Source organism: Gelidibacter gilvus, assembly GCF_004115975.1.
GTDB lineage: Bacteria > Bacteroidota > Bacteroidia > Flavobacteriales > Flavobacteriaceae > Gelidibacter > Gelidibacter gilvus.
In genome coordinates, this window is the sequence record NZ_SDDZ01000019.1 from 1 (window position 1) to 25,165 (window position 25,165).

General features: G+C 35.9%; 25 protein-coding genes. 10 read left to right on the top strand and 15 right to left on the bottom strand.

The window, feature by feature from the left end; genetic code table 11:
- Positions 1–645: 645 nt before the first annotated feature.
- Positions 646–3,360: a DNA ligase D gene (gene ligD / locus ESZ48_RS18085; protein ID WP_129018912.1), complete on the top strand. Its 2,715-nt coding sequence runs from the start codon at positions 646–648 to the stop codon at positions 3,358–3,360.
- A gap of 553 nt (positions 3,361–3,913) precedes the next feature.
- Here ligD and ESZ48_RS18090 read toward each other — a convergent pair.
- Together ESZ48_RS18090 and gntA are read right to left on the bottom strand one after the other, a co-directional pair.
- A complete protein-coding gene (locus ESZ48_RS18090; RefSeq protein WP_129018913.1) occupies positions 3,914–4,513 on the bottom strand; it encodes a DUF1989 domain-containing protein in 600 nt (199 codons plus the stop codon).
- Positions 4,510–5,178, bottom strand: coding sequence for a guanitoxin biosynthesis heme-dependent pre-guanitoxin N-hydroxylase GntA (gene gntA, locus ESZ48_RS18095; protein WP_129018914.1), 669 nt, complete (start codon positions 5,176–5,178; stop codon positions 4,510–4,512). Before gntA ends, ESZ48_RS18090 begins: the two co-directional genes overlap by 4 nt.
- 524 nt (positions 5,179–5,702) lie before the next feature.
- Between gntA and ESZ48_RS18100 the strand changes: the two genes are divergently transcribed.
- Positions 5,703–6,104, top strand: a complete 402-nt coding sequence (locus tag ESZ48_RS18100) for a hypothetical protein (RefSeq protein WP_129018915.1) — start codon at positions 5,703–5,705, stop codon at positions 6,102–6,104.
- Positions 6,105–6,398: 294 nt separating this feature from the next.
- Positions 6,399–7,445, top strand: a complete 1,047-nt coding sequence (locus tag ESZ48_RS18105; RefSeq protein ID WP_129018916.1) for a glycosyltransferase — start codon at positions 6,399–6,401, stop codon at positions 7,443–7,445.
- Positions 7,446–7,554: 109 nt separating this feature from the next.
- Here ESZ48_RS18105 and ESZ48_RS18110 read toward each other — a convergent pair whose 3' ends face one another.
- A complete protein-coding gene (locus ESZ48_RS18110) occupies positions 7,555–7,872 on the bottom strand; it encodes a hypothetical protein (RefSeq protein WP_129018917.1) in 318 nt (105 codons plus the stop codon).
- A gap of 340 nt (positions 7,873–8,212) precedes the next feature.
- Here ESZ48_RS18110 and ESZ48_RS18115 point away from each other — a divergent pair, with 340 nt between their 5' ends.
- The 4 genes from ESZ48_RS18115 to ESZ48_RS18130 all read left to right on the top strand — a co-directional run bounded on the left by ESZ48_RS18115 (position 8,213) and on the right by ESZ48_RS18130 (position 12,513).
- Positions 8,213–9,343, top strand: coding sequence for a helix-turn-helix domain-containing protein (locus ESZ48_RS18115; protein WP_129018918.1), 1,131 nt, complete (start codon positions 8,213–8,215; stop codon positions 9,341–9,343).
- A 161-nt stretch (positions 9,344–9,504) separates the two neighbouring features.
- Positions 9,505–10,131: a DUF6448 family protein gene (locus ESZ48_RS18120; protein ID WP_129018919.1), complete on the top strand. Its 627-nt coding sequence runs from the start codon at positions 9,505–9,507 to the stop codon at positions 10,129–10,131.
- Positions 10,132–10,259: 128 nt separating this feature from the next.
- Entirely contained in the window at positions 10,260–10,487 is a 228-nt protein-coding gene (locus ESZ48_RS18125) for a heavy-metal-associated domain-containing protein (RefSeq protein ID WP_129018920.1), read from the top strand.
- Positions 10,488–10,593: 106 nt separating this feature from the next.
- Entirely contained in the window at positions 10,594–12,513 is a 1,920-nt protein-coding gene (locus tag ESZ48_RS18130; protein ID WP_129018921.1) for a heavy metal translocating P-type ATPase, read from the top strand.
- Positions 12,514–12,658: 145 nt separating this feature from the next.
- Here the strand turns inward: ESZ48_RS18130 and ESZ48_RS19820 are convergent, their stop codons facing one another.
- The 3 genes from ESZ48_RS19820 to ESZ48_RS18145 form a co-directional block, all read right to left on the bottom strand.
- Positions 12,659–13,117 carry a TspO/MBR family protein gene (locus ESZ48_RS19820; protein ID WP_129018922.1) on the bottom strand — a complete coding sequence of 153 codons (459 nt, stop codon included), beginning with the start codon at positions 13,115–13,117 and terminating at the stop codon, positions 12,659–12,661.
- A gap of 48 nt (positions 13,118–13,165) precedes the next feature.
- On the bottom strand, positions 13,166–13,390 hold the full coding sequence (locus ESZ48_RS18140; RefSeq protein WP_129018923.1) for a hypothetical protein: 225 nt from the start codon (positions 13,388–13,390) through the stop codon (positions 13,166–13,168).
- Between the two features lie 293 nt (positions 13,391–13,683).
- The gene (locus tag ESZ48_RS18145; RefSeq protein ID WP_129018924.1) at positions 13,684–14,037 is read right to left on the bottom strand and encodes an IS30 family transposase; all 354 of its coding nucleotides are present in this window, start codon (positions 14,035–14,037) and stop codon (positions 13,684–13,686) included.
- A 301-nt stretch (positions 14,038–14,338) separates the two neighbouring features.
- On the opposite strand from ESZ48_RS18145, the gene ESZ48_RS18155 reads away from it, so the two are divergent.
- Entirely contained in the window at positions 14,339–14,776 is a 438-nt protein-coding gene (locus tag ESZ48_RS18155) for an RrF2 family transcriptional regulator (RefSeq protein ID WP_129018925.1), read from the top strand.
- 140 nt (positions 14,777–14,916) lie between these two features.
- Positions 14,917–16,239 (top strand): NAD(P)/FAD-dependent oxidoreductase, encoded by a 1,323-nt coding sequence (locus ESZ48_RS18160; protein WP_190246301.1) that lies wholly within the window; start codon positions 14,917–14,919, stop codon positions 16,237–16,239.
- A 354-nt stretch (positions 16,240–16,593) separates the two neighbouring features.
- On the opposite strand, the gene trhA is transcribed toward ESZ48_RS18160, so the two are convergent.
- The 9 genes from trhA to ric form a co-directional block, all read right to left on the bottom strand.
- A complete protein-coding gene (gene trhA / locus ESZ48_RS18165; RefSeq protein ID WP_129018926.1) occupies positions 16,594–17,232 on the bottom strand; it encodes a PAQR family membrane homeostasis protein TrhA in 639 nt (212 codons plus the stop codon).
- A 647-nt stretch (positions 17,233–17,879) separates the two neighbouring features.
- Entirely contained in the window at positions 17,880–17,969 is a 90-nt protein-coding gene (locus ESZ48_RS19825; protein WP_129018976.1) for a YceI family protein, read from the bottom strand.
- A gap of 16 nt (positions 17,970–17,985) precedes the next feature.
- On the bottom strand, positions 17,986–19,725 hold the full coding sequence (locus tag ESZ48_RS18175; RefSeq protein ID WP_129018927.1) for a thiamine pyrophosphate-dependent enzyme: 1,740 nt from the start codon (positions 19,723–19,725) through the stop codon (positions 17,986–17,988).
- Positions 19,726–19,756: 31 nt separating this feature from the next.
- Complete coding sequence (locus ESZ48_RS18180; protein ID WP_129018928.1) at positions 19,757–20,311, bottom strand: YceI family protein; 555 nt, start codon at positions 20,309–20,311, stop codon at positions 19,757–19,759.
- Between the two features lie 105 nt (positions 20,312–20,416).
- Positions 20,417–20,848 carry an RrF2 family transcriptional regulator gene (locus ESZ48_RS18185; protein ID WP_129018929.1) on the bottom strand — a complete coding sequence of 144 codons (432 nt, stop codon included), beginning with the start codon at positions 20,846–20,848 and terminating at the stop codon, positions 20,417–20,419.
- 2 nt (positions 20,849–20,850) lie between these two features.
- Complete coding sequence (locus tag ESZ48_RS18190) at positions 20,851–21,174, bottom strand: metal-sulfur cluster assembly factor (protein ID WP_129018930.1); 324 nt, start codon at positions 21,172–21,174, stop codon at positions 20,851–20,853.
- The gene (locus tag ESZ48_RS18195; RefSeq protein ID WP_129018931.1) at positions 21,155–22,453 is read right to left on the bottom strand and encodes a cytochrome C oxidase subunit I; all 1,299 of its coding nucleotides are present in this window, start codon (positions 22,451–22,453) and stop codon (positions 21,155–21,157) included. Before ESZ48_RS18195 ends, ESZ48_RS18190 begins: the two co-directional genes overlap by 20 nt.
- A gap of 1 nt (position 22,454) precedes the next feature.
- Positions 22,455–23,264, bottom strand: a complete 810-nt coding sequence (locus ESZ48_RS18200) for a DUF2249 domain-containing protein (RefSeq protein ID WP_129018932.1) — start codon at positions 23,262–23,264, stop codon at positions 22,455–22,457.
- 4 nt (positions 23,265–23,268) lie between these two features.
- A complete protein-coding gene (ric, locus tag ESZ48_RS18205) occupies positions 23,269–24,225 on the bottom strand; it encodes an iron-sulfur cluster repair di-iron protein (protein ID WP_129018933.1) in 957 nt (318 codons plus the stop codon).
- A gap of 147 nt (positions 24,226–24,372) precedes the next feature.
- On the opposite strand from ric, the gene ESZ48_RS18210 reads away from it, so the two are divergent.
- Positions 24,373–25,164 carry a DUF2249 domain-containing protein gene (locus tag ESZ48_RS18210; protein ID WP_223266505.1) on the top strand — a complete coding sequence of 264 codons (792 nt, stop codon included), beginning with the start codon at positions 24,373–24,375 and terminating at the stop codon, positions 25,162–25,164.
- The last annotated feature ends 1 nt before the right edge of the window (position 25,165 follow it).

Below are 25,165 nucleotides of genomic sequence, written 5' to 3' on the forward strand. Positions count from 1 at the left end.
TGGTATAATACAAAAAGAATCCATTCAAGCTTGGATTATTTAACACCACTTGAAATGGAACTTAAATTAAAACACATTATCAAAAATGCGGCCTAAAAAATTAGTCCCATTTTTATTAGGTAGTCCATAATCTAAATAGAACCTTAATAGTTTCATTTTAGTCGAATTATATTTATTTCATTATCCATTCGTTACCCTTAAAAACACGTTTAAAATTATATTTATTGTGTTACTTTTTAATTTGAAAAAGTTCTCCTCAGCATAGTATTGCGTTTAATTTAGTTGTCATAACACACATTTTGTTAATAACATAGCTAATACTTACAACAATATGCACACCGTATTTAAAAATATCAGTTAATGCGTGGACCGTGTAATAGAATTTAAAATCGAAGAGGTTGAGAAACCAATATTAAAATTAGCTCAGATATTATAAAATCTAATTTCGTCGTTATTGAACCTCTGCCCTTAGCGTTCAGATATGGCGATTGATTAAATCTGTAACTTTTATTCTCTATGTATAGGTCTGGGTTTAGTAGAGGCGTTAAAATTAAGAAAGAGATAATGGAAGTGTGCGGTTATTATAGTAGATGTACAGAAAACTAAGTTTGAACTAAGAATATCAAAATAACAATAGAGATTATTATGGCTTTAGATAAATATAACAAGAAAAGAGATCCAAAGGTAACTCCAGAACCTTTTGGTGGCAAAAGCGATAAACAGATCCTGAATTTTGTAATCCAAAAACATGATGCCTCTCATTTACATTATGATTTCCGATTGGAAATGGAAGGTGTGCTCAAAAGTTGGGCAGTGCCGAAAGGTCCATCAACTGATCCACAAATAAAGCGTCTTGCAATAATGGTTGAGGATCATCCCTATGACTATCGCAGCTTTGAAGGAATTATTCCCCAAGGCGAATACGGTGGAGGAACTGTCATTGTTTGGGATGAAGGCACCTATGAACCTGTTGATTTTGACGGAGAAACTAAAAACGAGAAAGACAAGCATCTGTTAAAGGAACTTGAAGGAGGCAAATTAAAATTTATATTAAAAGGCAAGAAATTAAAAGGTGAATTTGCACTTGTAAAAGTTCATGGCCGTGGAGAGAACGAATGGCTTTTGATGAAATTGAAAGACAAATATGCATCAAAGGAAGATATAACTAAAAAAGACAAATCTGTGGTTTCTAAAAAAACCATTGAGCAAGTTGCAAAAACGAGTTCTAACATCCTTGGTAAAGACAAAAAAGAGGATGAAACGAAATCCAAAAAAGAAAAGCCCTCTAAACAAACCTCAAAAAAACAGGAAGACAAGGACGAAAATGCAGACAGTTCAGCGATGGATATCGATAGTATTTTAAAAAAGGCTAAGAAAGCTAAATTTCCCCATGCGATTAAACCGATGCTTGCCACATTAGTAAACGAACCCTTTGATGATCCGGATTGGAGCTATGAAGTTAAATGGGATGGTTTTCGTACGCTGGGGTACGTCAATAAAGGAAAGGTAAGGTTATCGTCAAGAAACAATAAATCCTTTACCGAAAAATATTATCCCATTGCATCTGCTATGGAACAATGGAAGCTGGATGCCGTATTAGATGGCGAAATAGTTGTAATTGGAAAAGACGGCAAGGCAAATTTTAGTGCTTTGCAGAATTGGCGAAGTGAAGCAGATGGAAATTTGGTTTATTACGTTTTTGATCTTTTATGGTTCAACGGCAAAAATACAATGGATCTACCTTTGTCAGAGCGTCAGGCGATTTTAAAAGATATTCTGCCAACGGAAGATGACCATGTTCGTAACAGTGAGGCATTTATAACCAACGGCATCGAGTTTTTTGAAACTGCCAAGGAGATGCAACTCGAAGGTATCATGGCAAAACGTATGAGCGGAAAATATTTTGAAGGTAGTCGTTCGAAGGAATGGTTAAAAGTAAAAGTAAATTTAAGACAGGAAGTTGTTATAGGTGGATATACGAAAAATGCGGGCTCTCCTAAACCTTTCAGTTCTTTGCTTTTAGGAGTATACGAAAAAAAGCATTTACAATATGTCGGGAAAGTAGGTACTGGATTTTCCGTCAAACTACAAAAGGAGATGCTCGAAACTTTTAAACCATTAATTACCTCGAAAATTCCTTTTTCTACAACGCCCGACGTAAACAAACCTTCGCGATTCAGACCAAACCCTCCCAATGCAGAAGTCATTTGGCTTAAACCTTCTTTGGTCTGTGAAGTGAGTTTTACGGAAGTTACAGAAGATGGTGTTTTCCGCCATCCATCATTTCAAGGATTGCGTTCAGACAAAAAAGCATCTGAAGTGGTACGCGAAACCGCAACAGACACATCAAAAGTTGTAAAAGACGAAAAAGACAATCCTTCTAAGAAAAAGAACAAAATAATAAAATCTCCTGCTGATAAGAATAGGAAAACTTTACTAAATCCTACTGAGGAAACGCAAGTTAAGAAAATAAATAAACACGATTTAAAGTTCACGAAACTCAGTAAAATCTATTGGCCCGAGGACGGTTATACTAAGCGAGATATGTTCAATTACTACTATCAGGTCGCAGAATATATCCTCCCCTATTTGAAGGATAGGCCACTATCTCTAAACCGATTTCCTGGCGGCATACACGGTAAGAGTTTTTATCAGAAAGATGTAAAGGGAAAGGCTCCGGACTGGGCAGTGACTTATCCATACAGTACAAGTGACGGTGAGAAGAAAGAGTTTCTGGTGGGTAATAATGAAGATACTCTGTTGTGGGCGGCTTCATTAGGTTGCATTGAGATGAACCCTTGGTTAAGCACAATCCATAATCCGGATAATCCAGATTATTGTGTCATTGATTTGGATCCTGCCGATCAAACAACTTTCGATCAAGTTATCATAGCAGCGCAAGAAATTAAAAAAGTACTGGATGAAATGAAAATTCAGGGATTCGCTAAAACATCTGGTTCAACGGGGATCCATATTTATATTCCTTTGGGAGGAAAACATTCTTATGATGAGTCTCAAATGTTCGCTAAATTAATTGTCAGTATTGTACAAAAGCGACTCTCAGAATTTACTAGTTTGGAACGCTATATTAAAAATAGAGATGGTAAAATGTATCTCGATTATCTTCAAAATCGACCCGGAGCTACTATCGCCGCCCCCTATTCCTTACGACCTAAAATAGGGGCAACAGTCTCTATGCCATTGCATTGGGATGAAGTTAAGAAAGGATTGACAATGCAAGATTTTACAATAAAAAATTCGATTGCCAGAATTAGAGACCAAGGAGATATTTTTCAGGGAACTTTAAAAAAGGGCATCAATATGGAGGCTGCCCTTGAAAACGCAAACTCTCAATTATAAATTGAGAAAACAAACCGATTTAAAGTTTTTGAAAGAAAACTCTTGAAATATATTCGATTTATTCTTCAGATCTAAAATCTAGTTTGACTTTTTGAAAATTGGAAGTACATTTTTAATAATATTTAATATAACTAATATTTAAAATCTTGACAGATAACAAAGACAAAAAAGACTATAGAGATCGTTCAAAGATAAGCTCGAGCGAAACCTATGAAGTTGAATAATGGTCAAAAAAACGGAACATTACAATAAACGAGCTTAAGATTGCTATAAAAAATTCTGGAAGCAATGGCGTGACGGGACTGGAAAAATATTTGAACAAATAGAACTAAGAAATTTATTTGCTCAAAATTATGACAATGAGATAAATTAATGAACTTTTTCGTAAAATATCGATTGCTTACATCACGTCGATAATAAAAGGAGTTATTCCGTACTTTGATTATAAAGTACAGAGCAGTTTCTCTTACAATTTTATTCAGAACGCAATATTATAATTCCAAGAGACCGTCTAGCAAATTGGGAATAGATAATTTTATATAATTTACTCGAACTAAAAACCATCTCCCTCAGTAATTACATAATGAATTGGTTTGAAAGTTCCACCATTTGAATCTTCTGCTGAACAGGCGGTAAGCCCGACAATGAGATCCATTTCAGCAGTAAATCTTACCAGATCTCCAGGTTTTGAAGTCGGCGGCAAAACTTTTAATCTACCTTTTTCATCAAACTGGACGTTCATGAAAATATTGAATGCGGTAGGAATATCATCGATTTCAATCCCAAAAGATTTCAAATTGAGGTGCAAATTTTCTAAACAACTCGGATGGTATCCAGATTCGTTATACATAATTTGAAATGTTTCTGGACTGCAGGGTGCTAAAAGAAAATCATTGCGACCGTTTGTATCTGCCTTGATTTCCATCATTTTGTTTGACCGATTACTCCAGAGAAAATTACCTGTGCTCAGGAGAATACTTTCTTCAAAGTCCATGGTCTTACCGGAAGATATTTTCTCCTTTAAATCATGTTTATTAAAAAGAACCATGTCGCTTACCTGTTGACCACGGGGATCTAGAACAGTCAGTGTATTTCCTTTTTTCAGTTCAAAAGCTGCACCAGTTTGTGGTGGTATTGTGTGTGTATAATTCATGATTCCAAAGTTTTTTGATGAAATGGACATTTCCAGTTATTTTCAACTGCACGTCCACTGTACTGTTTAGCCTCCGTGTCTTTACCGAAATCGCGCAAAACAGGATTTATGGTACCCTGAAACCTTTTATCCCGTTGTCTGATTCTTTTTTTAATGGTCTGATAAGTCCCCATTTCCCTTAATTTCTCAAATTGCCAATGTAAGTTTAATACTATCGTACAGTAAGGTGCACGCCTTGCAAGCCTAGAACTTTTGGGATGCATTCCCACAATATAAAAAGCTCTGCCTTTTAAACTGAAACTAAATTTTGAATTATTCGGGTCTTCACTTACGCGAGGATCCCATGCTGTAGTATCATTATCGTGAAGTCTCTGTAAAAACTGCCAAAGCTTTTCCTCAAATTCTTCTTCAGTTTGAATATTCTCATATTTAAAACAGAATATAAGGGATTCAAATTCATTGGAATCAAAATCATAATGTTCAATGTAGGCTTCTATATCCTTAAGAACGGACGCCGTATTTTCAGCTGACGATAATTTACCATAAATCTTCAAATGATATTTGTTCATTGCAAAAACCGCATTTGCCATGATACAAGGATGCTTTTGTTTAACTATAAAATTTTTATATTTTTCTTCTATTTCATTATCTTCAACCAAATCCATAACTTACTTTTTAATTATACTTGGACATTTTCAAGTATCCATTGTCGGACAAATTCCCTACTATCATTATGTATTACGACTACATCCCGGCATTGGATCCGACTGCTACCTTTATGGAAAAATAGAAACTTGACATTTTGAGAAAATTCTTTGATCTTTAACAGCGTTTGAAATGTAAAATTATGATTTTTTCAAAGGCTGATTTAATTCTTTAAATAAAAATTTGAACTCAATACGCATCCTTCTCTTGTTATTTTATTTATTAAAACACCAAATTTCTTAAGTAAGTCCTAACTTGAAAAAGAGTAAAGTGTAAGAACGGTGCACAAGTTTCGTTGTCTGAAAAACGCAAATGAGAAGTTATATTATCAAGAATCGAACTCTTTCATATTAATCCTTCTAAAAGTCCACCAACAATAAAAAATCGTCCACTTTTTCTGTAAGAACATCAATATGTTTCTTAATTTTATATGACTTATAAGCGGGATAAACAAAACGCTTTTACTACTTTAATTTCCAACTCGATGCAAGTATCAGAACAAGTGGCTCATCTTTTTTTACTAGCAATTCCCATAGCGTGTATATCTTGGACCATAACGCAAGAAGAATTATTTAAAGAGCCTAGAGATATCTGTACTCGAAAATCTGAATCCTGTAAAACCCTGTTGCAGCGCAAATTCTTTTATGTTTTTACCTGCGAATATTGTTTTAGTCATTACGTGACTCTCGCGTTTGTAATTATGACTCAGTTCCATTTGTTATTTCCGGACTGGCGAGGATATATTATTGGAGGTTTTTCGCTCGTCTGGATTGCAAATGTTTATATGAGCCTATTTAGGTTAATTCGAGTGGAAATGAAAAAAGAAAACATAAAAGCAAATATTGAAAAAACAATATTACATGAGAAAAAAAATAAAACTGAATGAGATATTCTGATCTGTTTAAAAAAAAAACGAGCAACTCAAAAAACAAGTTAGAGCTGGTGTGGAGTTAATATGAATAAGGTTTCGAAAACACTTCTAAAGAAAAACATCTATGAAACCCTGAAAGCTACTCATCTTACTAACTTCTTTAAAAAGGGGTTAAGGATTCTTGGTTAGCGACTAAAACTTAAACTAAACCAAATTTTTGAAAAGCGATTTTTAAAAAATTTGATGAAGAATTGACTAATTACCTTGCCCGAAAGAAAAATTTTTAATTTTTTAAAATATTTTGATGTTATGAAAATTGGTATTATTGCCCACAATGATCATCCCATTTTCGAACCTTTTCAAGGCGGTTTAGAGATGTTTACCTCTTTGTTGGTAAATGAATTGGTTAAGCGTGATTATGAGGTTTACACCCTTTGCAATCGCGGATCTCAACTAAGCGGCGAAATGGTTTTTTATACGGAATTGGATCAAAATCTAAATGATGATCCGGTAGATTCTGAATTGAATAAATTCGGGGAATTTTATAGTTCCATCAATACTTTTTTGGCAATTAATTTTGATGTCATTCACAATCACTCTATCAGTCATCATGCCATTGTGTTGGGTAGCGTGATTGACATACCTTTCGTAACTTCGTTTCACTGTCCGATATTTGATAACATTTATGTGGCTATAAATGCAATAAAAAATCGGCCAAATCAAATTTTCACAACCGTTAGTAACCACTTAAAGGTTGACTTTCAAAAACATTTACTAAATGTTCGCACTGTATATAATGGTATTGATCTAAATGCATGGGAAATCTACGCTCCAAAAGAAGATTATTTCTCATGGTGTGGACGGATATGTAAAGAAAAAGGACTCATGGAAATCATGGATTTATGTCATGTTAATAATTTGAACCTTAAAATTGCTGGACCGATTTCCGACCGGAGTTATTTTGAGGAATTCATTACTCCAAGACTTGAAAAATATGATCATTGTGAATACTTGGGTCATTTAAACCAGAAACAGGTCAATCAATTATACGCGCAGTCCAAAGCGTTTTTATTTTCAAGTATCTGGCAGGAGCCGTATGGGATGGTTATAGCAGAAGCGCTTGCTTCTGGAACACCAGTTATCGCGAATGATATAGGCGCAGCAAGCGAAATTATTACAGACGACTGTGGTATTCTATTCGATATAAACAAACCTGAAACATTTGTCAGGGCAATCGCAGGCCTAAATACATTGGATCGTGTCAACTGTCGTGAAAGGGCCGAGAACTTTTGCTCTCATCTTAGGATGGTAGATGCATACGAACAAATTTATATAGAGATCGCTTCAGAAAAATAATAACTGATATTATCCTTAAGCAGTCAATCCATATAAAATTAAAAGATTAAATTTTATCGGGTATTTTGAGAGTAAATTTCAACTAGCCGACATTTCTGAAATGACATCCTTACTTCTGCGCCTCTTCGAGATCATATTTTTCGATTCTGTCCTTTCCTTCTTCCAGTTCTTGGCAATTTGGACACACGTGAACGATGCCGTCTTTAATATGATACCCATCAATATGTTTCTTAACGAAACCTTGCACAAGCATATATGAATCTTTGTGATTGTTGACGTCAACTTGTTTATCCTTATATAAATCTCTTATTTTACCATCGTATTCCTGAAAACCCCAACATAAATTACAAACACCTTCTGGCGCTTCATTAACAGTTTCTTCTTCGGGTTGTTTAAAAAACTCTACAATTGTTTTTACAATATCCATGATTTTTACTTTTTTAAGTGTTCTTGTAATTTACCATTTTATAAAAAGGAATACAAGAAAAACAAGAGATATCTCTCTGCGAATATTCCAAAATGATTGTAGTATTGTGTGTTCATTTATTTAGCTACCCTCATTTTTAAAACACAGAAAATCGCCGTAATCCAAATCAAAAAACTTTTTATTATTCAATTTTCTAAAAACAAAATTTATTAAATGGATAAAGAAGCTGCTGAAATAACAGAGATATTTAGATAAATTATCATAGTTTTGATTAAAATGAAGTCTGTTTTGCAAGAGACCAATAATTCTTCAGAAATCATATAATAGCAACGATAAGACGATGACCTATCTATTTTTCATAGCTTCATTTAATGCATTTTTCTTTCTTGCTTTATTGCTTCATAAAAGATCAAAATTACTTCATGATCGCATCTTGATTTTTTGGCTTTTATATATGGGAATTGCCACGGCCACTTATGCTTTAACCATTGACTTTTTCCCTAATGCGCCATTCTTATCCAGTGGAATTATCGCTCTATTTTTATTGCATGGACCTTTCTTATACTTATATGTCTCCGCACTTACATCAGGACGCAAGCACTTTCGCATTAAAAAGATTTGGCATTTTATACCGTTCGTAGCATTTATAGCATACTTGCTTATCGCTTCCAATTTCCCCGAATATGTAAAGGGAATAAGAGTGGACCATGTTTCCCATGAAGCAGAAACGCCTTTGCTATTTCTTTTCTTCCTCATTATAACCGCGATTTCAGGACCTGTGTATTTTCTCATGGCCTATAAAAAGTTTAACCAAAGCAGGAATTCTTCCCGTCATATTTCTTCTAAAGAAGTGAACTTCGACTGGCTGGGTAAACTGATTCTGATTTTTGGAATTGTTTGGACCGCTTTAATCGTTATCGCCGTAATCCATCACATTTTCAATTTGTTTTCAATGGCTTTTTGTACAAATGGACTATTTCTGTCTCTTTCAGTATTTATTATCTTGATAGGATATTTTGGATTAAAACAAAAGGAAGTGTTTATCAGTTTTTCATTAGAAGAACCCAAAGCACTAAGCGATGAAAATAAAACGAAGTATGGTACTTCAAGGTTAGAAGGTACCGAATTGCAAAAATGTTACCATCAAGTTGGCCGTTATATGGAACTTAAAAAACCATATTTAGATCCCGATTTAAGCTTACCAAAGTTGGCAGAAAATCTAAATGTACCTTCGCACCATCTTTCGCAAGTTATCAATGAAATGCACGGCAGCGATTTTTCTGATTTCATCAATCACTTTCGAGTGGACGAAGTAAAAAGAAAGATCCAAGATAAGAATTTTCAAAATTATTCCTTGCTAGGAATTGCGTTTGAAAGTGGGTTCAATTCCAAATCTGCTTTTAATCGCGTGTTCAAGAATTTGACCGGGATTACTCCTAGTGAATTCCGAGATTCCCTTCCTTCCGCCTAAATCCCATTTTTTCTACGTTTTAAGACCCAGTTTATAAACTGGGACGTCTACTTTGCCCATAATGGGTGCCAAATTACAATGCAGGTCGCTCAGCAGGGAGATGATCAATACATTTGTACACAGAGAATAAAAACTGATTATTAATTCAAAACAGATGTATTATGAAAACTCAAGAAAGAACAAAAGCCCGCACAATTAAATCCAAGATGTCTACCGTTTTACTGGCACTAGCATTTATGTTTATCGGCATTTCTGGATACGCACATTGCGATTCCTACGACGGCCCCGTCATTAAAGATGCTTTAAAAGCCTTAGATCAAAATAATGTCGAACTAGTTTTGAAATGGATCGAACCTCAGCAGGAAAAGGAAATCATATCCATGTTTAAAAAGACCTACAAATTAAAATCAGGCGATACGGAAGTCTATGCGATTGTTGAAAAACATTTTTTGGAAAACCTTGTGCGTTTGCACAGAGAAACCGAAGGCGAACCATATACCGGCTTAAAACCTGCAGGATCAATGACGAAATTGGTAGCAATGGCCGACAATTCAATAGCGAAAAATAGTGTGGAAGAAGTAATAACCACTGTAACCAATCATTTGGAACAAGTATTAAGAAAGCGATATGCCAAGGTAGCCAAACTCAGTAAAACCAAAGACCAATCCGTAAAACTAGGAAGAGACTATGTTGAGGCCTACGTACAATACACGCACACGCTTGAAGCATTAGAAAATTTAATACACGCCCCTATTTCACATTCGGGAGGTGGACATGCAGGACATTAAGAAAACTTAGTTCGATGACGGATGATGGAGAATGGATGACAGATGACCGATGACGGATGATGATGACGATGACGATGACGATGACGATGACGATGACGGAAAATAATTAACAAATAATAACAAAAAAAATGAAAACTATAAAAGAAATAAAAACCGTAAAATTTCAGTTGGAGACCCTTACCTGCCCTAGCTGTAGTCAAAAAATAGAAGGCGTTCTCAACAAAGAACAAGGGGTGGAAGAAGCAAAAGTACTTTTTAACTCCAGTAAAGTAAAGATACAGTATGATAGCGATGAAGTGACTTCCGATCGATTGAAGGAACTCATAGAAAAAGTTGGATATCCAGTTTTATCATAAATTAAAAAATACTAAGGCCGGAAATATCCTTGTTCTATCTTTTTTTCAAAAGAGAAGCGTGAATATTATCGGCCTAACTGATTATTATCATTAAACACAATAAGCCATGAAAGCTAAAGAAATTAACAGAATTATGTATGCAGCAGGAATCTTGCTCTTAGCTGCCTTAATGAGTTATTTATTCAATTGGAACCAATCCGTGTTAAATAGATTTTTAATTATTGCCACACTTTTAGCGGGGTATCCTACTTTCCTAAAAGCTTGGAAAGCCGCTCGTTTAAAAATGTTCAGTATTGATCTCTTGGTTACGATAGCAGTAATTGGAGCATTGATCATTGGAGAATATATGGAATCGGCCGCTGTAACGTTCTTATTTCTATTTGGGGCATTTTTAGAAGGACGGTCTTTGGAGAAAGCCCGTGCTTCCATTAAATCTCTAATGGATATGGCACCGCAAGAAGCCACCGTATTGCGCAATGGCAAACGCTTGGTAATAAAGGCGGAAGACGTGGTTGAAAACGATATGGTAATTATTCAAACGGGGCAGAAAATACCAATCGACGGGCGTGTGGCATCGGGTAATGCCTCGGTAAATGAGGCAGCAATTACCGGCGAATCCGTACCCATTAGCAAAGTTGTAGATGACCAAGTGTTTAGTGGAAGCATTTTGGATAGCGGCTATCTTGAGGTAATTGCAGAGAAGGTTGGTGAAGAAACCACGTTCTCCAAGATTATTGAATTGGTGGAGGAAGCTCAAGAAGGAAAAGCAAAAACCCAACGATTTTTAGAGAAATTCGCAGCCATTTATACACCGGGTATTATGGTTCTTTCCGTTCTGGTTTGGATCATAACAAGAGACGTACATTTATCACTTACCTTTTTGGTCATCGCCTGTCCAGGTGCCTTGGTTATTTCCGCACCGGTTTCTATTGTTGCAGGAATTGGAAATGCTGCCCGCAATGGAATTTTGATCAAGGGCGGAGAGGTCATGGAAAATCTCGCTAAACTAAATGCCATTGTGTTTGATAAGACCGGTACCCTAACAAATGGGAAGCCTGCGGTTACCGCTATTAAGGGATTTGGCTTGAGCGAAAACGAATTGCTATTAATGGCTGCAGAAGCAGAAGTGATCTCAGAACATCATTTAGGAAGAGCAATTGTAAAAGAAGCTGAGAGAAAAGGATTAAACCTTCTAAATAAACCTACTGAAGTAACTGTCTTAAAAGGCCGCGGAATTGAAGTAAACCTCTCTGGAAAACTGCTTTATATCGGAAATAGAAAAGGACTTTTTCAGAATAAACTCCATATTGAGAAAGAAGTAGAATTCTATGCCACAGAACAAGAGAAAGCTGGGAATACCGCTGTCTTTATTACTAATGATAAAAAAGTTATTGGAATTATTTCTATTGCTGATACCATAAGAGAAAAAGCGAAAGAAACCATTGCGCAACTTAAACGTGAAGGTATTGAACATTTGGTAATGCTTACGGGTGATAATAACCATACAGCCCATATCGTTGGTGAGCAATTAGGGATGGATAGTATTTACGGTGAACTGCTTCCCGAAGACAAGGCCCAAAAGGTTAAAGCGTGTATGGGAAAAGGAATACATCTCGCGATGCTCGGGGATGGCGTAAATGATGCCCCTGCAATTGCTTCAGCCGATGTTGGGATTGCAATGGGCGTTGCAGGCACTGATATAGCTATGGAAACAGCAGATGTTGTTTTGATGGCGGATAACCTCGACAAATTGGTTCATGCATTAAAACTTTCTAAAGCTACGGTGCGCAATATGAAACAAAACATGTTTTTTGCTGTAGGTACGGTCGCTTTATTATTGGCTGGTGTACTTACAAAAAACGTGAACTTGGCTTCCGGTATGTTAATTCACGAATTGAGTGTGCTCTTTGTAATTTTAAATGCCATAAGATTGGTTAAATACAAACCCTTCCGCTCAAATAAACACGCCACTGTAAAAAAGCATAAAAACAGTCTTCCAGCGCGGAAAGTCTGTGTTGAATGTTAGAAATACTTAGAAGAATATTTCTTTAGATTTAACGGAAAAAATCATAGAAAATTAATTTTGATTAAAATTATTGAACGTTGTTTCAATCATAAATCAATGACGTTTCATAAAATCAAAATTAATACCACTTAAATGGGTAACGCTATTAGTTTTTTATTAGAATATAAGCATTTAGGGATGTGGCAAAGATTAACCAAAGAAAATAGGGAACCACTAAAAGCGATTTAAGCTTCACATTTGACCAGTAAAAAAACATGAAGAACCCGACAACCACAGAAAGCGCAGTTATAAGAAAAAATCCTGCTAAAACTTGTTGGTATTGAAAGAATATAGGGTTCCAGGCAAGGCTCAATATATAATACACTATTAATAGGCCAAGAAGGAGTTTTTTATTTTCCACCAAAGGCCACAAATATGACAGATAAATACTGAAACAAATCAGTAATAGAGTCCAACATATGCCAATGACTAATCCTGGGGGAGTCCAAGGAGCCGTGTTAATCCCAACATACCATTCAGACCTTGGACCTTCCCCTCCTAGTAAACGTCCAAGTCCGATAGAAGCAAAGTTTAGTATTAAAAATAATATAAATCTGTAAATCATTTGCAGCTGTTTTTAAAATTCTAAATTATTCGAAAGTGATAATTTGTTTTATTCTATAATTTCGTAGTCAATAGACAGTTTTCGCAAAGCTCTTAAAGCAGAGCCCGTGTCTTTATCTTCCACCTCGATAGCTACAGCATCTCCCTCTAAAAGTATATCTGTAAGTTCATTCGATAAGGATTCATTAATGTTTAATGAAATCTCTACAATACATTTGGATATAGCTCTTCTATCAGGTCTCGGGGCATCACAAGACAATAAGTTTAGTTTCATAATATTAATTTATTTAAGCATGATACTAAAGTTGAAAATTAGCAATATTCAATTATAACTAAATCACTATGGACTAAATGGCCATAGGTTTTTTAAAACAGACTGAAAGTCGGTTGAATTCGTGAAATTTAGAGTAAATAACTTACGCCAGTATTGTCAGGAAACGAGCGAATTTGTGGAAATTCGTGAAATTCGTGTCAAAAATTTTTAGAAGCTAAAACGGCATGCTCAAAAGTATATAGTTTTAAATAAACTTAAGACTAATAAACCTATTCTCATTTTATGTCCCACTACTATAAAAAAAACGCAGCTTCTGTGTTAAGCAAAAGTTTTACCACGACTTCAATGGTGTTCAAAACTAAATCTTTTCTCGGTCCATTATTCAGTTTTTCCATAATATCTGGAACTCGTTTATCCATAATAGAAGAAAAATCTGTTTTCTTCGGAAAATACTGCCTTATCAAACCGCTGAAATTTTCATTTGCAACACATTTCCAAGAGCAACAAGGGTTTGAAAAGTAAAAATCTATTTGCCAAGCATCGGCCACATCCTTATCCCCAGCGAACTCATTTCTGAATTTTGTGCCGATATTCTCTATGCCTAGATCCTCAAATGCAGTAATCCTTATTATCACTGTAGTCTTCAATCATTTTATGGATCAAATCGAAAAGTTGTGTAATTTTAAGATTATGCAAAAATTGTCGTTAATCTATAATAGAAGGAATTCTACATGTCTGAAACCCCTGAACTGCGCCTTAAAAACCTTTATTTTGGCATTGATAGATTCCGCTGATATAAAGGAGAATTAAGTTACCATCAACCTAGTTTTTAAACCATAATTACGTCTGATTAAGATATCATTTAATAGCTACAAAAGACAAGTCCATCTTTTATGTATATTTGTAGGATAAGAAATCTTAATTGCATTCTTTCAAATCTATAACAGTATGATTTCAAAATCCTGCAAATACGCCATCCGTGCCACCGTTTTCATTGCTTCCAAAGCCAGAGAAAACATCAAGGTCAGCATTAAAGAAATTGCTGAAGAGATTGAGGCTCCTGTCGCTTTTACAGGAAAGATCTTACAGACCTTAAATAAAAATAAGATCGTTACTTCTCTCAAAGGACCTTATGGTGGATTTTATTGTGACGAAATTCAACTTGATTCTCCAATTATTGAAGTGGTCCGTACCATTGATGGAATGGGCGTGTTTACCGATTGTATCTTTGGTCTACATCAATGTTCTGATTCCCACCCCTGCCCTATGCATTTCCAATATGCAAAGAACCGCGATGAGATATACCATTCCTTCAAAAACACTACCATTCGAAGCTTGGCTGATAACCTAAGCACTGGTATTGCCTTCCTTAAAAACCCGAAATAAAGAACAAGTAATATCTTTCCCTAAAAAATGCTGTTTTAATAGAAGACAAATTTGTCTTCTATTAGAATATATGTATCTTTGTACTATAGAATGATACAACATTCATTTCATGAATGAAACCCAAATAAAATCATAGCCCGATGAAAAAAGACAAAATAAAATCCGAACGTAAACATATCGTAATTATAGGTGGTGGTTTCGGTGGAATAGCCACTGCAAAAGCATTAAAAAACGCAGATGTTGATATTACTATTATTGACAGACTAAACCATCATCTATTTCAGCCACTTTTATACCAAGTCGCTACAGCGGAACTGTCTCCAGGTGATATCGCTGCTCCCATTCGCGCCATCGTGAATGAAGATCCTAATATAAAAGTGATTTTGGGGGAGGTGAAAAAAATTGATCCTAAAGTAAAAACTATATATTTAAACAATGGTCATTCTATCCCTTTTGATCAACTGGTAATGGCCACCGGTGCTCAATACAATTACTTTGGTCACGAAGAATGGGCAGAATTCGCCCCTGGAATGAAATCAGTTAGTGATGCCTTAAAAGTTAGGGAGCAACTTCTAATGTCCATGGAAGAGGCCGAACAATTAGACGATTCCAATAGAAGAAAGTCGCTTCTGACCTACGTAATTATCGGCGGAGGCCCAACAGGTGTTGAGATGGCAGGAGCCATTGCAGAAGTTGCCGGTAATGGGGCAAAGCATGGCTATCATACCATTAAACCGGAAGATGCCAAGATCTACTTAATTGAAGCCGGCCCACGAATTCTAAACGCCTTTCCTGAATCTTTAGGAAAGAAAGCAAAGAAAATGCTAGAGAAAATGGGTGTAAAGGTTTTATTGAACACGCCAGTAACCCATATTGAAAAGAATAAAGTCCATCTTCAAGTTGGATTGATAGAAACCCCAAATATTATTTGGGCTGCTGGAATCAAGGCATCTCCTCTCTTAGATTCATTGAAAGTGGAACAGGATCACTCTGGTCGTGTACTTGTTGGATCAGATTTAAGCATTCCAAAATATCCTGATATTTTTATTATTGGAGATTCAGCACATAGCGAAAACAAAGATGGAATACCATTGCCAGCCTTGGCTCCTGTTGCTACACAACAGGGCAAATTTGTGGGTAAACTACTTGCTAAAAGCGAAAGAAGATCCGAGGCTAAGTTTGTTTATATAGACAAGGGAACCATGGCTACCATTGGCCGTGCAAAGGCGGTCGCGGATATTAATGGTTTAGAGTTCAGCGGCTTTTTTGCTTGGTTCCTATGGTCATTTATCCACGTACTCTCCTTGATTGGATTCAGAAATAAAATTGGAGTTTTTATGACATGGATGTGGAGTTATTTCACTCATAAAAGAGGTGTACGTCTCATAACCGATCGTTCTAGATGTGAGTCTTGTACTACTTATGAACGACCCCATAACGAACTCATGGAAATGCCAGTTTAAAATTGGTTCAAACAAAAGATAATAGCCGTTACAAATATGGAGCGGCTATTTTCTTTTAAAATTTGGGCATGTTTAAAATGAAATAAAAATTTATTTTATCCATAAAACTAACAACGGAAAAATCAAATACTTAATTTTTACTACTGTCCCCCCTTAAATCTCTCGAGTAAAGTTTTATATGTTAACGATTTATCTTAGAGATTAGCGCACATTCAAGTAATCATTGTAATAATAATTCCAACGCTCCAAGTTTCTTCTTTCATATCATTACATCGTGCTCATCAATAAAAGAAGGAAAGTAACGTTCAGATTGAACAATGGAATAAGTCAGCTATAGAGTTACTTTATTTACCTTTAAACCGCCATTAAAATTGCCACATAATGACAAACCGCTGCCGCTAGAACAAAGAAATGCCAGACGGCATGATTATAGGGATATTTTTTCCAAAGGTAAAATATAACACCCAAAAGATAAAGGACACTTCCTATAAGAATCATTGCCAATACTCCTGTTGGAATAGCATCAAAAAAAGTACGCCCTCCAACCACCATAATACATCCCATCGCGATGTAAGCGAGTGTAGAAATAACATTCCATTTTCCCGTAAAGAATATTTTAAAAATAATTCCCACTGCGGTCAGGCTCCAAAGTACAGTCAACAATGTTATACCAAAAGTATTGTTCATGTAAATCAATAGAAATGGAGTATACGTACCAGCTATTAAAAAATAAATACTGATGTGGTCAAGAATCTGTAAAACTCGTTTTGCTTCGGCATGTTGAAAGCCATGATAGAGTGTGGACGACGTAAAAAGTTGTAAAAAGCAAAAGCCATAAATCGCTGCGCCGATAACTCCTGGCGTATTATCACTTTTTATGGCTAAAGCTATCAGGATAGGAACCCCTACAATACCAAAAATAATTCCGAAGCCATGAATAATGCTGTTTACAAGTTCTTGCTGGATTTTTATATTTGGATTTGAAGCTTGCATAAGAATGGATTTTGGTTAAGTAGTTGTGGAACGAAATTTTTATAAAATTACAGTATTAGTAAAGAAATAGTCCACAGAATTGGGGGCCGTACTTTTTGTTTAAACAATCAATAATGGCATCAACTCTCTGATACCCAAAATCCCTCATTTCGTTTTTCGAAGGCGTAAGCGAATGGCCAATTCCATTATTTCTTATTAATCTGTACTCTATAATCTTTGGACGAATAGGATCCAATTTGGAAAGGTCTTTTTAAGTAATGGTCCAATAATCATAGGAGCGACATTGACAATATCTTCCAACTCGCCTAGCTTAATACATTCAAAGTTTAGATTATTTCCAAGACAAAATTAAATAATACATTCTTTGATTTCCTTCCAAGCTGCATTTTTCCCGTAGTTTCACAAATTGAATCTTAGCACTTAATTTGATTTCATCTCCAACGATAAGGTCTCTTCTGCATTTTTTCCATTCCAAATCAACCCAAAATCTCTACGATCGATCTTTCCTGAAAATGATAGTTCCACTTTTTCTCCTGAATCTTAACCAGTAGTTATTTTACTAAAATCAACTGTAATAATCATAGATTTCGTGATATTTTTAATAGTTTATTTTCCCATGGATTCTCTTGTCGGATATATTCAATTCCTCAGCAACAAAAAAAGTGTGGATATTTCTCCATATCAAAAAAATCAACTGACTTTAGTTCTTCGTTGCGCTTGACATCATCAGTTTTAATCGAATTAACTGTGGCCTCAAAACAATTCCTTCAGATATTTAATATTGGACTTTGCAATATCAATCACGTCGCCAGTATGACCATTCAACATTAATTTTCCCATACTTGTGGCAAACCCCTTTATTTGATCGAAATCTACTTTTGGAGGCATGGCCAAAGCATCAGGATCAGTAAAAACATTTACAAGAGCAGGACCATCGTGCGCCAGCGCTTCTCGCAAGGCGCCTTTAAGGTCTTGACATTCGGTTACACTCCATGCTTTAATGTCCATGGCTTCTGCAACCTTGGCAAAATCAGGGTTTTTCATATCGGTTTGCCATTGAGGATATCCAGCTACTTGCATTTCCAGTTTGACCATTCCCAAAGTACGATTATTGAAAATAATAATTTTTGCTGGGATGTTGTACTGGCTTATCGTCATCAAGTCCCCCAAAAGCATGCTAATGCCGCCGTCGCCACATAAAGCAATAATCTGACGGTCTGGTCGGGAAAGGCCTGCGCCGATGGCCATGGGCATTGCATTTGCCATGGAGCCATGATTAAAGGATCCAGTGAGGTAACGATTACGTTTTCCCTTTATGTATCTAGCAGCCCAAACGGCTGACATCCCTGTATCAACAGTGAAAATAGCATCATCCGCAGCGACTTCATCAATCACAGACGCCACAAACTCAGGATGGATCATTTTTTCTTTGGATTTTTCGTCTACATACGACGCATATTTTTCTTCTTGCTCTGCATGTAATTTCCGCATCTCTTTTAAAAACTCATCGTCAGATTTTTTATCAAGCAGGGGTAATAACGCTTGCACTGTATCTTTTATATCCCCAGCATAGCCATAATCTACTTTGGCGCGGCGACCGATGCGTTCGGGTTTATGATCGATTTGAATAATGGTGTTTTTCTCAGGCAAAAAGTCGGTGTATGGAAAATCAGTACCCAACAAAATTACCAGATCAGCTTCGTGCATAGCTTTAAACCCGGATCGATTGCCTAATAAACCGTTTAAACCTACAGCATAAGGATTGCTGGTTTTATCAAAAAATATTTTACCGCGAAAACTAAAACCCATAGGAGCATCTAGTTTTTCTGAAAGCAGCATCGCTTCTTCTTGAGCGTCTTTACAACCATAACCACAGAATAACATCACTTTCTTATTGGAGTTAATGACTTCCGACAATTGTTCCATTTCTTCTTTTCCTGGGATAAGTCTGGAGTTAGTGTAGTAATTTTTATGCGAAGTACTTATCTCCTCAACAGCGGCCTGAGATACATCGCCTGGCAAACCAACTACCGCTACTCCCCGCTCTTGAATAGCATGTTGAATCGCGGCCTGAAATGCCTGAGCCGCCTGTTGCGGTGTGTTGGCCATAACACAATATTTACTGCAATCGTCAAATAGTTTGACGACGTTTGTTTCCTGAAAATTATCCATCCCCATTCTATCGGAGTTTATGGTGGTGGCGATGGCTATTACAGGATTTCCCGAACGGTTCGCGTCGTATAGTCCGTTGATCAAATGTATATGGCCCGGGCCACTACTACCCATGCAACAACCAATACCATCTAGTTCGGCGTCCATAGAAGCGGCATATGCTCCTGCTTCTTCATGGCGTACATGAATCCATTCCAGTCTTCCATCTCGTCGTACAGCATCATTGATGGGATTTAAACTATCTCCAGTAACGGCGTACAACCTTTTAACACCTGCGTTGACTAAATTTTCTACTAATAAATCTGCTACATTCTTTGCCATATCTTTGATTTAACTAACACATAATTTGATTTTATTTGATTTCCTTCGCAGTTGCATTTTGACTTTGTTTCACGAATTGAATCTTCGCACTTAATTTGATTTCATCGCCAACAATAAGATCTCCTGCAGCATTTTTACCATCCCAAGTCAACCCAAAATCTCTACGATCGATCTTTCCTGAAAATGATAATTCCACCCTGTCTCCAGAATTTTTCCCAATACTAGTTTTACCAGAATCTATTGCAAGAGTTATTGATTTCGTAATATCTTTAATGGTTAAATCCGCTTGTATTTTCTTTTCGTTGGCATTAAAATCCTCTGCAACAAAACGGATGTACGGATATTTTTCCATATTGAAAAAATCAGATGATTTCAGATGTTCGTCGCGCTTGGCATCATCAGTTTTAATTGAATTAACTGAGGCCTTGAAACTAATTTTGTTGACTGATTCAAAATCATCGGTTTCAGTTTCTACCTGACCTTCAAAGACTTCCATTTGGCCAATAACGTTAGTAATAAAAAGCTTTCGTACTTTAAAACTGGCTTCACTATTTTTTTGTTCGATATTCCATTTTGTCATTTCCATCGTTTTGAAATTTAAAATTACAGATATAAAGATACGTAGATTATCATAGAAGATAGAATTATCCTTTAATAAAAAATGAGATATCTTTCATTTTTTCGACCATAATTAACCGATCAGATAGGCCAAACCATTTTCAACTGGCCCGCAAAGCGCACTAATAGTTTTGGTATCAAATAAGTCTTGTATAATTTCTCTTCCTTTTTTATAGTCATCATGAATAGGACAGGGATGTTCCGATGAGCATTTGCTTAAACCCAAGCCACATTTCTCAAATAGATCCTTCCCATCGATGGTGTCCACAATGGTAATTATAGGTTGCAGCTGTTGTTCCTTGGTAATGTAAAACCCTCCAGACGGCCCTCTGGTACTGTTAATTATATTTTGACGTACTAAATTCTGCAAGATTTTACTCACTGTGTGTTCACTAGCGTTGATATATTGCGAAATATCCTTAACACCTATTTTTTCTCCAGTTTCTTCTTTCGAAGCCAAATAAATAACAGCTTTTATGGCCGTTTTACACGTATTGCTTATCATTTTTATGAGGATAAAAATAAATTGCCCGCTTCAGAAATCATACTCTGATCCCAAGGTGGTTGAAAAGTTAACATAATCTGTATGTTATTATCCGGAAAAGGTTGTTGCACCGCTTGTGTCGCCGCTTCTACGATAGATTCTCCCATCGGACAAAAACGAGTAGTTAAAGTCATGATAACGATAATGTCATCACTGTCTTCTTTGAAGTCAGTTTCATAAACCAAACCCAGATCTACAATATTTAAATCGATCTCGGGATCCATGACATGATATAAGGCTGCGATTGCAATTTCATTTTTATCGGGATTATTTGTTTTTATATTCATTTAATTTTGCTTTATGAAAGAGAATTTTAAATACATTAAAGTTATACAGCACCGCAGTAATTAACAGAAATACGGCACCAATGTTTAAAAATAGAACATTCGTTCGAACAATCCCCAAACCGAAGATTATAAAACCAAACAGGTAGACCACGCCATTCACAATAAAAATCTTATTGTCAAAGAGTTCTTTAGGATTTGGAGTTTTTCCTAATCCAGCAATACTACTATATACTCTATTCCAAACAATAAAGGGCAAGGTCTTAAAGGTCATCCCCAATATGATGGTGGTTATCCAACCGAAAAAAATAGTGAATCCATATAACATGACTAACTGCAAGCTATTTACATTTGCAAACAGGATAATGATGGCAATCAATACAATTACCGGAACCATCGTTAATGCCACGGATAGCATAGAAATTTTCACTTGTTCATCTACCTTTTTACGAATACGTTTCGCATAAGATCGGTAAATGTGATTTCCGAATAGTAGAACACTTACTCCAATTAATAAGGTGGGCATAAAATATAGTTCTACTTTGACAGAAAGAAAAAACATAATTATAAAACTGATTAATCCCGTATTGATTAGTGCGTAAATGAGCCATAACCTCTTTTTGTTTTCATATTTAGAAATGAGGAACATAGGTATCAACCGGGAACCTACCCCAAAGATCATTAATAAAAACCACCCGATAATCCCTAAATGGGCATGGAGTGAAAGGAAGTTAATAGAATTTATTGATAAGAAATTTGAGCTGAAATTCCAGACTAATAAAAGCCCTAAAAAAGTCGTTGTGAATAGCCATAAAACCGAAGTGAATGCAAATACAGCGTGTACATTTCGGCTTTTGCTATGATATATGCTCAACGAAAGATTGAGGACGTAACTGATAACCGCGAGATTGATAAGTATACTACCAGCCTTTGCTACCAATCCCATATTAAACTCGTAAAAAGCAAAAACCAATAATGGAATCCCAAAAGCAGCAAAGATAAATGACAAATAAGCAAGGATGTTGCTGTGCAATTTGCCTTCTATCATTACAGGAAACAACTGATGACTGGCGCCCAAAATGATCATAGTTCCCCAGCCGAGTGCCATAGTATGCGTAATAGCCAACGTATGCGGATTAAAATAATGCGCTGTAAATGCCGACGTATTTATCAGCATTAAAATAGTTGCTATTAGAAATGAAAGTGCAGCATAACCATAAAAAGGCAACACAACTTTATAGGACGTGTTTTTAATAGGACTATTATTTCCGGCTAAAAACATCTTAATTCCTAAAAATTAAAAGTCGAACTTCTCCTTCGCTCATTTCCTTTATGCGATAATCAAAATCTCTGTCGGATAATTCAGGAAGCAAAAATACTGGAATTCGTTTATGATACACATAAAGTGCTTCATCCGCTGGCAGTTTATCAAGTTCCTCTAATATGGTCATCATCGGCTGGGGCATTTCTAATTGCCGCACATCTACAGTGACCAACTTATCAATAAACCGTTGCATCATGCCATCCCATCCACTGTGTGCACTATCTGTTTTTGGAGCTTCAACCGCGGTCTTATCAGATTTCTTATAGAAATAAGTTTCTACCAAATCATTACTTATGACATCTGCATAAACATCAAACCCTTGTTTTTCTAACATTTTTATTAAAGGAACGGGCTCAAAAGTATTGATCACTTTTAAAGCTTCTCCCTCGTGAACAGATTTGACTTTATCTAATATTAAAGTCAAAGGGTCCTTCCCTGAGGCTAATAATTCGCGGACATCAAAATCGATAATTTGATTTTTTCTAAGTGTCGTGATAAATTCAGGGAGTTCTTTTTTATCTTCAACAACAGCTTTGGTATCGGTATCAATTTCGAAACCTAAGGGCTGGAGCTTGCTAAAGAAGTCATCTACTTGACAGCCTCCCATCTCAGAAGCCATAGCAATGCTTGTTCTTCCTGCGAGTTCTTTTCTGAGTTCTAGGTTTCTTAGCGTTTCAAATTTTGGATTGATGCTTATGATTGCCTCCAATGCATCAGGATGTGCATTAATTAGGTAGGCGATTTTAGTATTTGCATTAATGGATTTCATCGCCCTATTGTATTTGATTTTCCAATTCGATCGCCTTAGGAAAAAGGATGTTATTTTCTAAATGGATGTGTAAATCTAGGTCATCTTCAAATTCATCCAACATACGGTACAGAAGCGTGTAACTGGCACATGCATCTTCAGGGAGCGTGTAATAGTTAGTGAGTTTTCTGATGTCATTCATTTCATTACCGACAAATGCATGTTCCGCTTCGTGTTGCATTATGAAGTGCTGAAACTCATTTGAAGTCAGCGTTTTTTGAGAAGCCGTTTCCTTTGTTCTATTTACAAAAGTCTTCAATAAAGGGAATAACCTTATTTCTTCTTTTTCCATGTGGGCAAGTAAATCTGCACCAACTGCTTTTACCAGATTATTGATTTCAATCAATTCGGGATGACGTTCGCCATGGACTTCCATTACCTTTTGGGCATAAGCTGTGATATCAGGCAAGTTTTTTCTAACATAACGATGGTGGACATTTACAATATAATCAGAAAGAAAATCTAAATCCCATTCGTCATAAGACATTGGGCGCGATGCCGGTTCTTTATCTGTCTGTTGCAACTCCTGCTCTACTTTGGTCACATCCAGACCTTTTTCAGCACAAGCTTCTTTTATGGTTTTCTTCCCTTCGCAACTAAAATCCAGACCATATTTTTTAAAAATCTCTGCTTTTCGTAAATCTTTTGCGGCCAATTCTCCAAGCGTTTCTTCAATTTCTCCAGAAACTCGTTTTTTGATTTTCACTTTCCACCATTGCGGTCCTTCTTCCAAATATTCCCAAGTAAAGATATTTCCTTTTTGACCCAATAGCTGATAATAAAGTGGTTTGGGATCATGATCATTGTGTATGGTCAAACTCTCTCCTTCATCCAATTGATCAAAACGATTAAATATAGTAGGGTGTTTTAGTTGAGGATCTAGTAAAGTAACATTTAAGATATTTTCAAGTGTTGTTTCCATTTTGTCATGTTTTATAAAATGTGATTTATGAGTTTTAGGGATGATTTTTTGTAAAATTAATTATATTTTCTAAATAAAAGTATTAAAGTGCTTTTATTCTTTAATAAAACGTTTTTTGATAAGTTATCTCAAATTAAATCAGTAAAATTGTCATTTAAAAATAAAAACATCTTTATAGCATACATTATTATGGATACTAAAACACAAACAGAAGCGCTGGATATGCGCATACATGTTCCAATTGAAAGACATAAAAAATTAATACAACTCTTTAAAGAATTACCTGTAGATGAGAACTTTATCTTTATCAATGATCATGACCCTATTCCTCTTTATTATGAGTTTCGTTCTATTTATGGCGATGTAGTAGGCTGGGAATACCTCAATCGTGGCGGCAGAGAATGGACGGTCAAAGTAACGCGTACGGAGGCTTCGCAGGGCAGAGAATTTACAGACATCTCAACCTTACTTGATCTTCGGAAAGCAGAAGAAAAGGAATGGAAGCAAATTGTATTTCATCGTTACGGTATGATGGAAGAAGGAGATACGATGGAACTTATTGCTGCCACAGAACCTAAAGACATTCATGGCATTTTTATAAATAAATTTGAAGGACAACACTCTTGGATATACAAAAAGCAAGAAACTAATGAAGTGGTTATTCACATCACTAAAAAAGTTAAAAGTGGTTTAGGAGATGATGGTTTTGCTGTAGTTCAAGAATTTGATTTGCGACCGTTCCCTCCAACAGAACGTCATGAAATGTTTTATAAAGGTTTTGCAGATACAAAACCTGGTGAAGCGTTTGAGTTTATCAATGATCATGATCCTTTGCCTCTTTACTATCAAATGGAAGCAGAAAGTAAAGATCCGTTTAAATGGGAATATATTATTAAAGGCCCCGATGAGTGGAAAGTTAGAGTTATTAAGACCAAGTAAT

What these genes read in the sequence shown, in the direction of transcription:
- ESZ48_RS18155 (WP_129018925.1), top strand. Translation starts at nt 14,339, where the DNA reads ATGATTTCAAAATCCTGCAAATACGCCATCCGTGCCACCGTTTTCATT.
- ESZ48_RS18190 (WP_129018930.1), bottom strand. Translation starts at nt 21,174, where the DNA reads ATGAATATAAAAACAAATAATCCCGATAAAAATGAAATTGCAATCGCA.
- ESZ48_RS18130 (WP_129018921.1), top strand. Translation starts at nt 10,594, where the DNA reads ATGAAAGCTAAAGAAATTAACAGAATTATGTATGCAGCAGGAATCTTG.
- ESZ48_RS18115 (WP_129018918.1), top strand. Translation starts at nt 8,213, where the DNA reads ATGACCTATCTATTTTTCATAGCTTCATTTAATGCATTTTTCTTTCTT.
- ESZ48_RS18185 (WP_129018929.1), bottom strand. Translation starts at nt 20,848, where the DNA reads ATGATAAGCAATACGTGTAAAACGGCCATAAAAGCTGTTATTTATTTG.
- ESZ48_RS18120 (WP_129018919.1), top strand. Translation starts at nt 9,505, where the DNA reads ATGAAAACTCAAGAAAGAACAAAAGCCCGCACAATTAAATCCAAGATG.
- ESZ48_RS18140 (WP_129018923.1), bottom strand. Translation starts at nt 13,390, where the DNA reads ATGAAACTAAACTTATTGTCTTGTGATGCCCCGAGACCTGATAGAAGA.
- ESZ48_RS18100 (WP_129018915.1), top strand. Translation starts at nt 5,703, where the DNA reads ATGCAAGTATCAGAACAAGTGGCTCATCTTTTTTTACTAGCAATTCCC.
- ESZ48_RS19820 (WP_129018922.1), bottom strand. Translation starts at nt 13,117, where the DNA reads ATGATTTACAGATTTATATTATTTTTAATACTAAACTTTGCTTCTATC.
- ric (WP_129018933.1), bottom strand. Translation starts at nt 24,225, where the DNA reads ATGGAAACAACACTTGAAAATATCTTAAATGTTACTTTACTAGATCCT.
- ESZ48_RS18195 (WP_129018931.1), bottom strand. Translation starts at nt 22,453, where the DNA reads ATGTTTTTAGCCGGAAATAATAGTCCTATTAAAAACACGTCCTATAAA.
- ESZ48_RS18125 (WP_129018920.1), top strand. Translation starts at nt 10,260, where the DNA reads ATGAAAACTATAAAAGAAATAAAAACCGTAAAATTTCAGTTGGAGACC.
- ligD (WP_129018912.1), top strand. Translation starts at nt 646, where the DNA reads ATGGCTTTAGATAAATATAACAAGAAAAGAGATCCAAAGGTAACTCCA.
- ESZ48_RS18105 (WP_129018916.1), top strand. Translation starts at nt 6,399, where the DNA reads ATGAAAATTGGTATTATTGCCCACAATGATCATCCCATTTTCGAACCT.
- gntA (WP_129018914.1), bottom strand. Translation starts at nt 5,178, where the DNA reads ATGGATTTGGTTGAAGATAATGAAATAGAAGAAAAATATAAAAATTTT.
- ESZ48_RS18160 (WP_190246301.1), top strand. Translation starts at nt 14,917, where the DNA reads ATGAAAAAAGACAAAATAAAATCCGAACGTAAACATATCGTAATTATA.
- trhA (WP_129018926.1), bottom strand. Translation starts at nt 17,232, where the DNA reads ATGCAAGCTTCAAATCCAAATATAAAAATCCAGCAAGAACTTGTAAAC.
- ESZ48_RS18180 (WP_129018928.1), bottom strand. Translation starts at nt 20,311, where the DNA reads ATGGAAATGACAAAATGGAATATCGAACAAAAAAATAGTGAAGCCAGT.
- ESZ48_RS18110 (WP_129018917.1), bottom strand. Translation starts at nt 7,872, where the DNA reads ATGGATATTGTAAAAACAATTGTAGAGTTTTTTAAACAACCCGAAGAA.
- ESZ48_RS18200 (WP_129018932.1), bottom strand. Translation starts at nt 23,264, where the DNA reads ATGAAATCCATTAATGCAAATACTAAAATCGCCTACCTAATTAATGCA.
- ESZ48_RS18090 (WP_129018913.1), bottom strand. Translation starts at nt 4,513, where the DNA reads ATGAATTATACACACACAATACCACCACAAACTGGTGCAGCTTTTGAA.
- ESZ48_RS18175 (WP_129018927.1), bottom strand. Translation starts at nt 19,725, where the DNA reads ATGGCAAAGAATGTAGCAGATTTATTAGTAGAAAATTTAGTCAACGCA.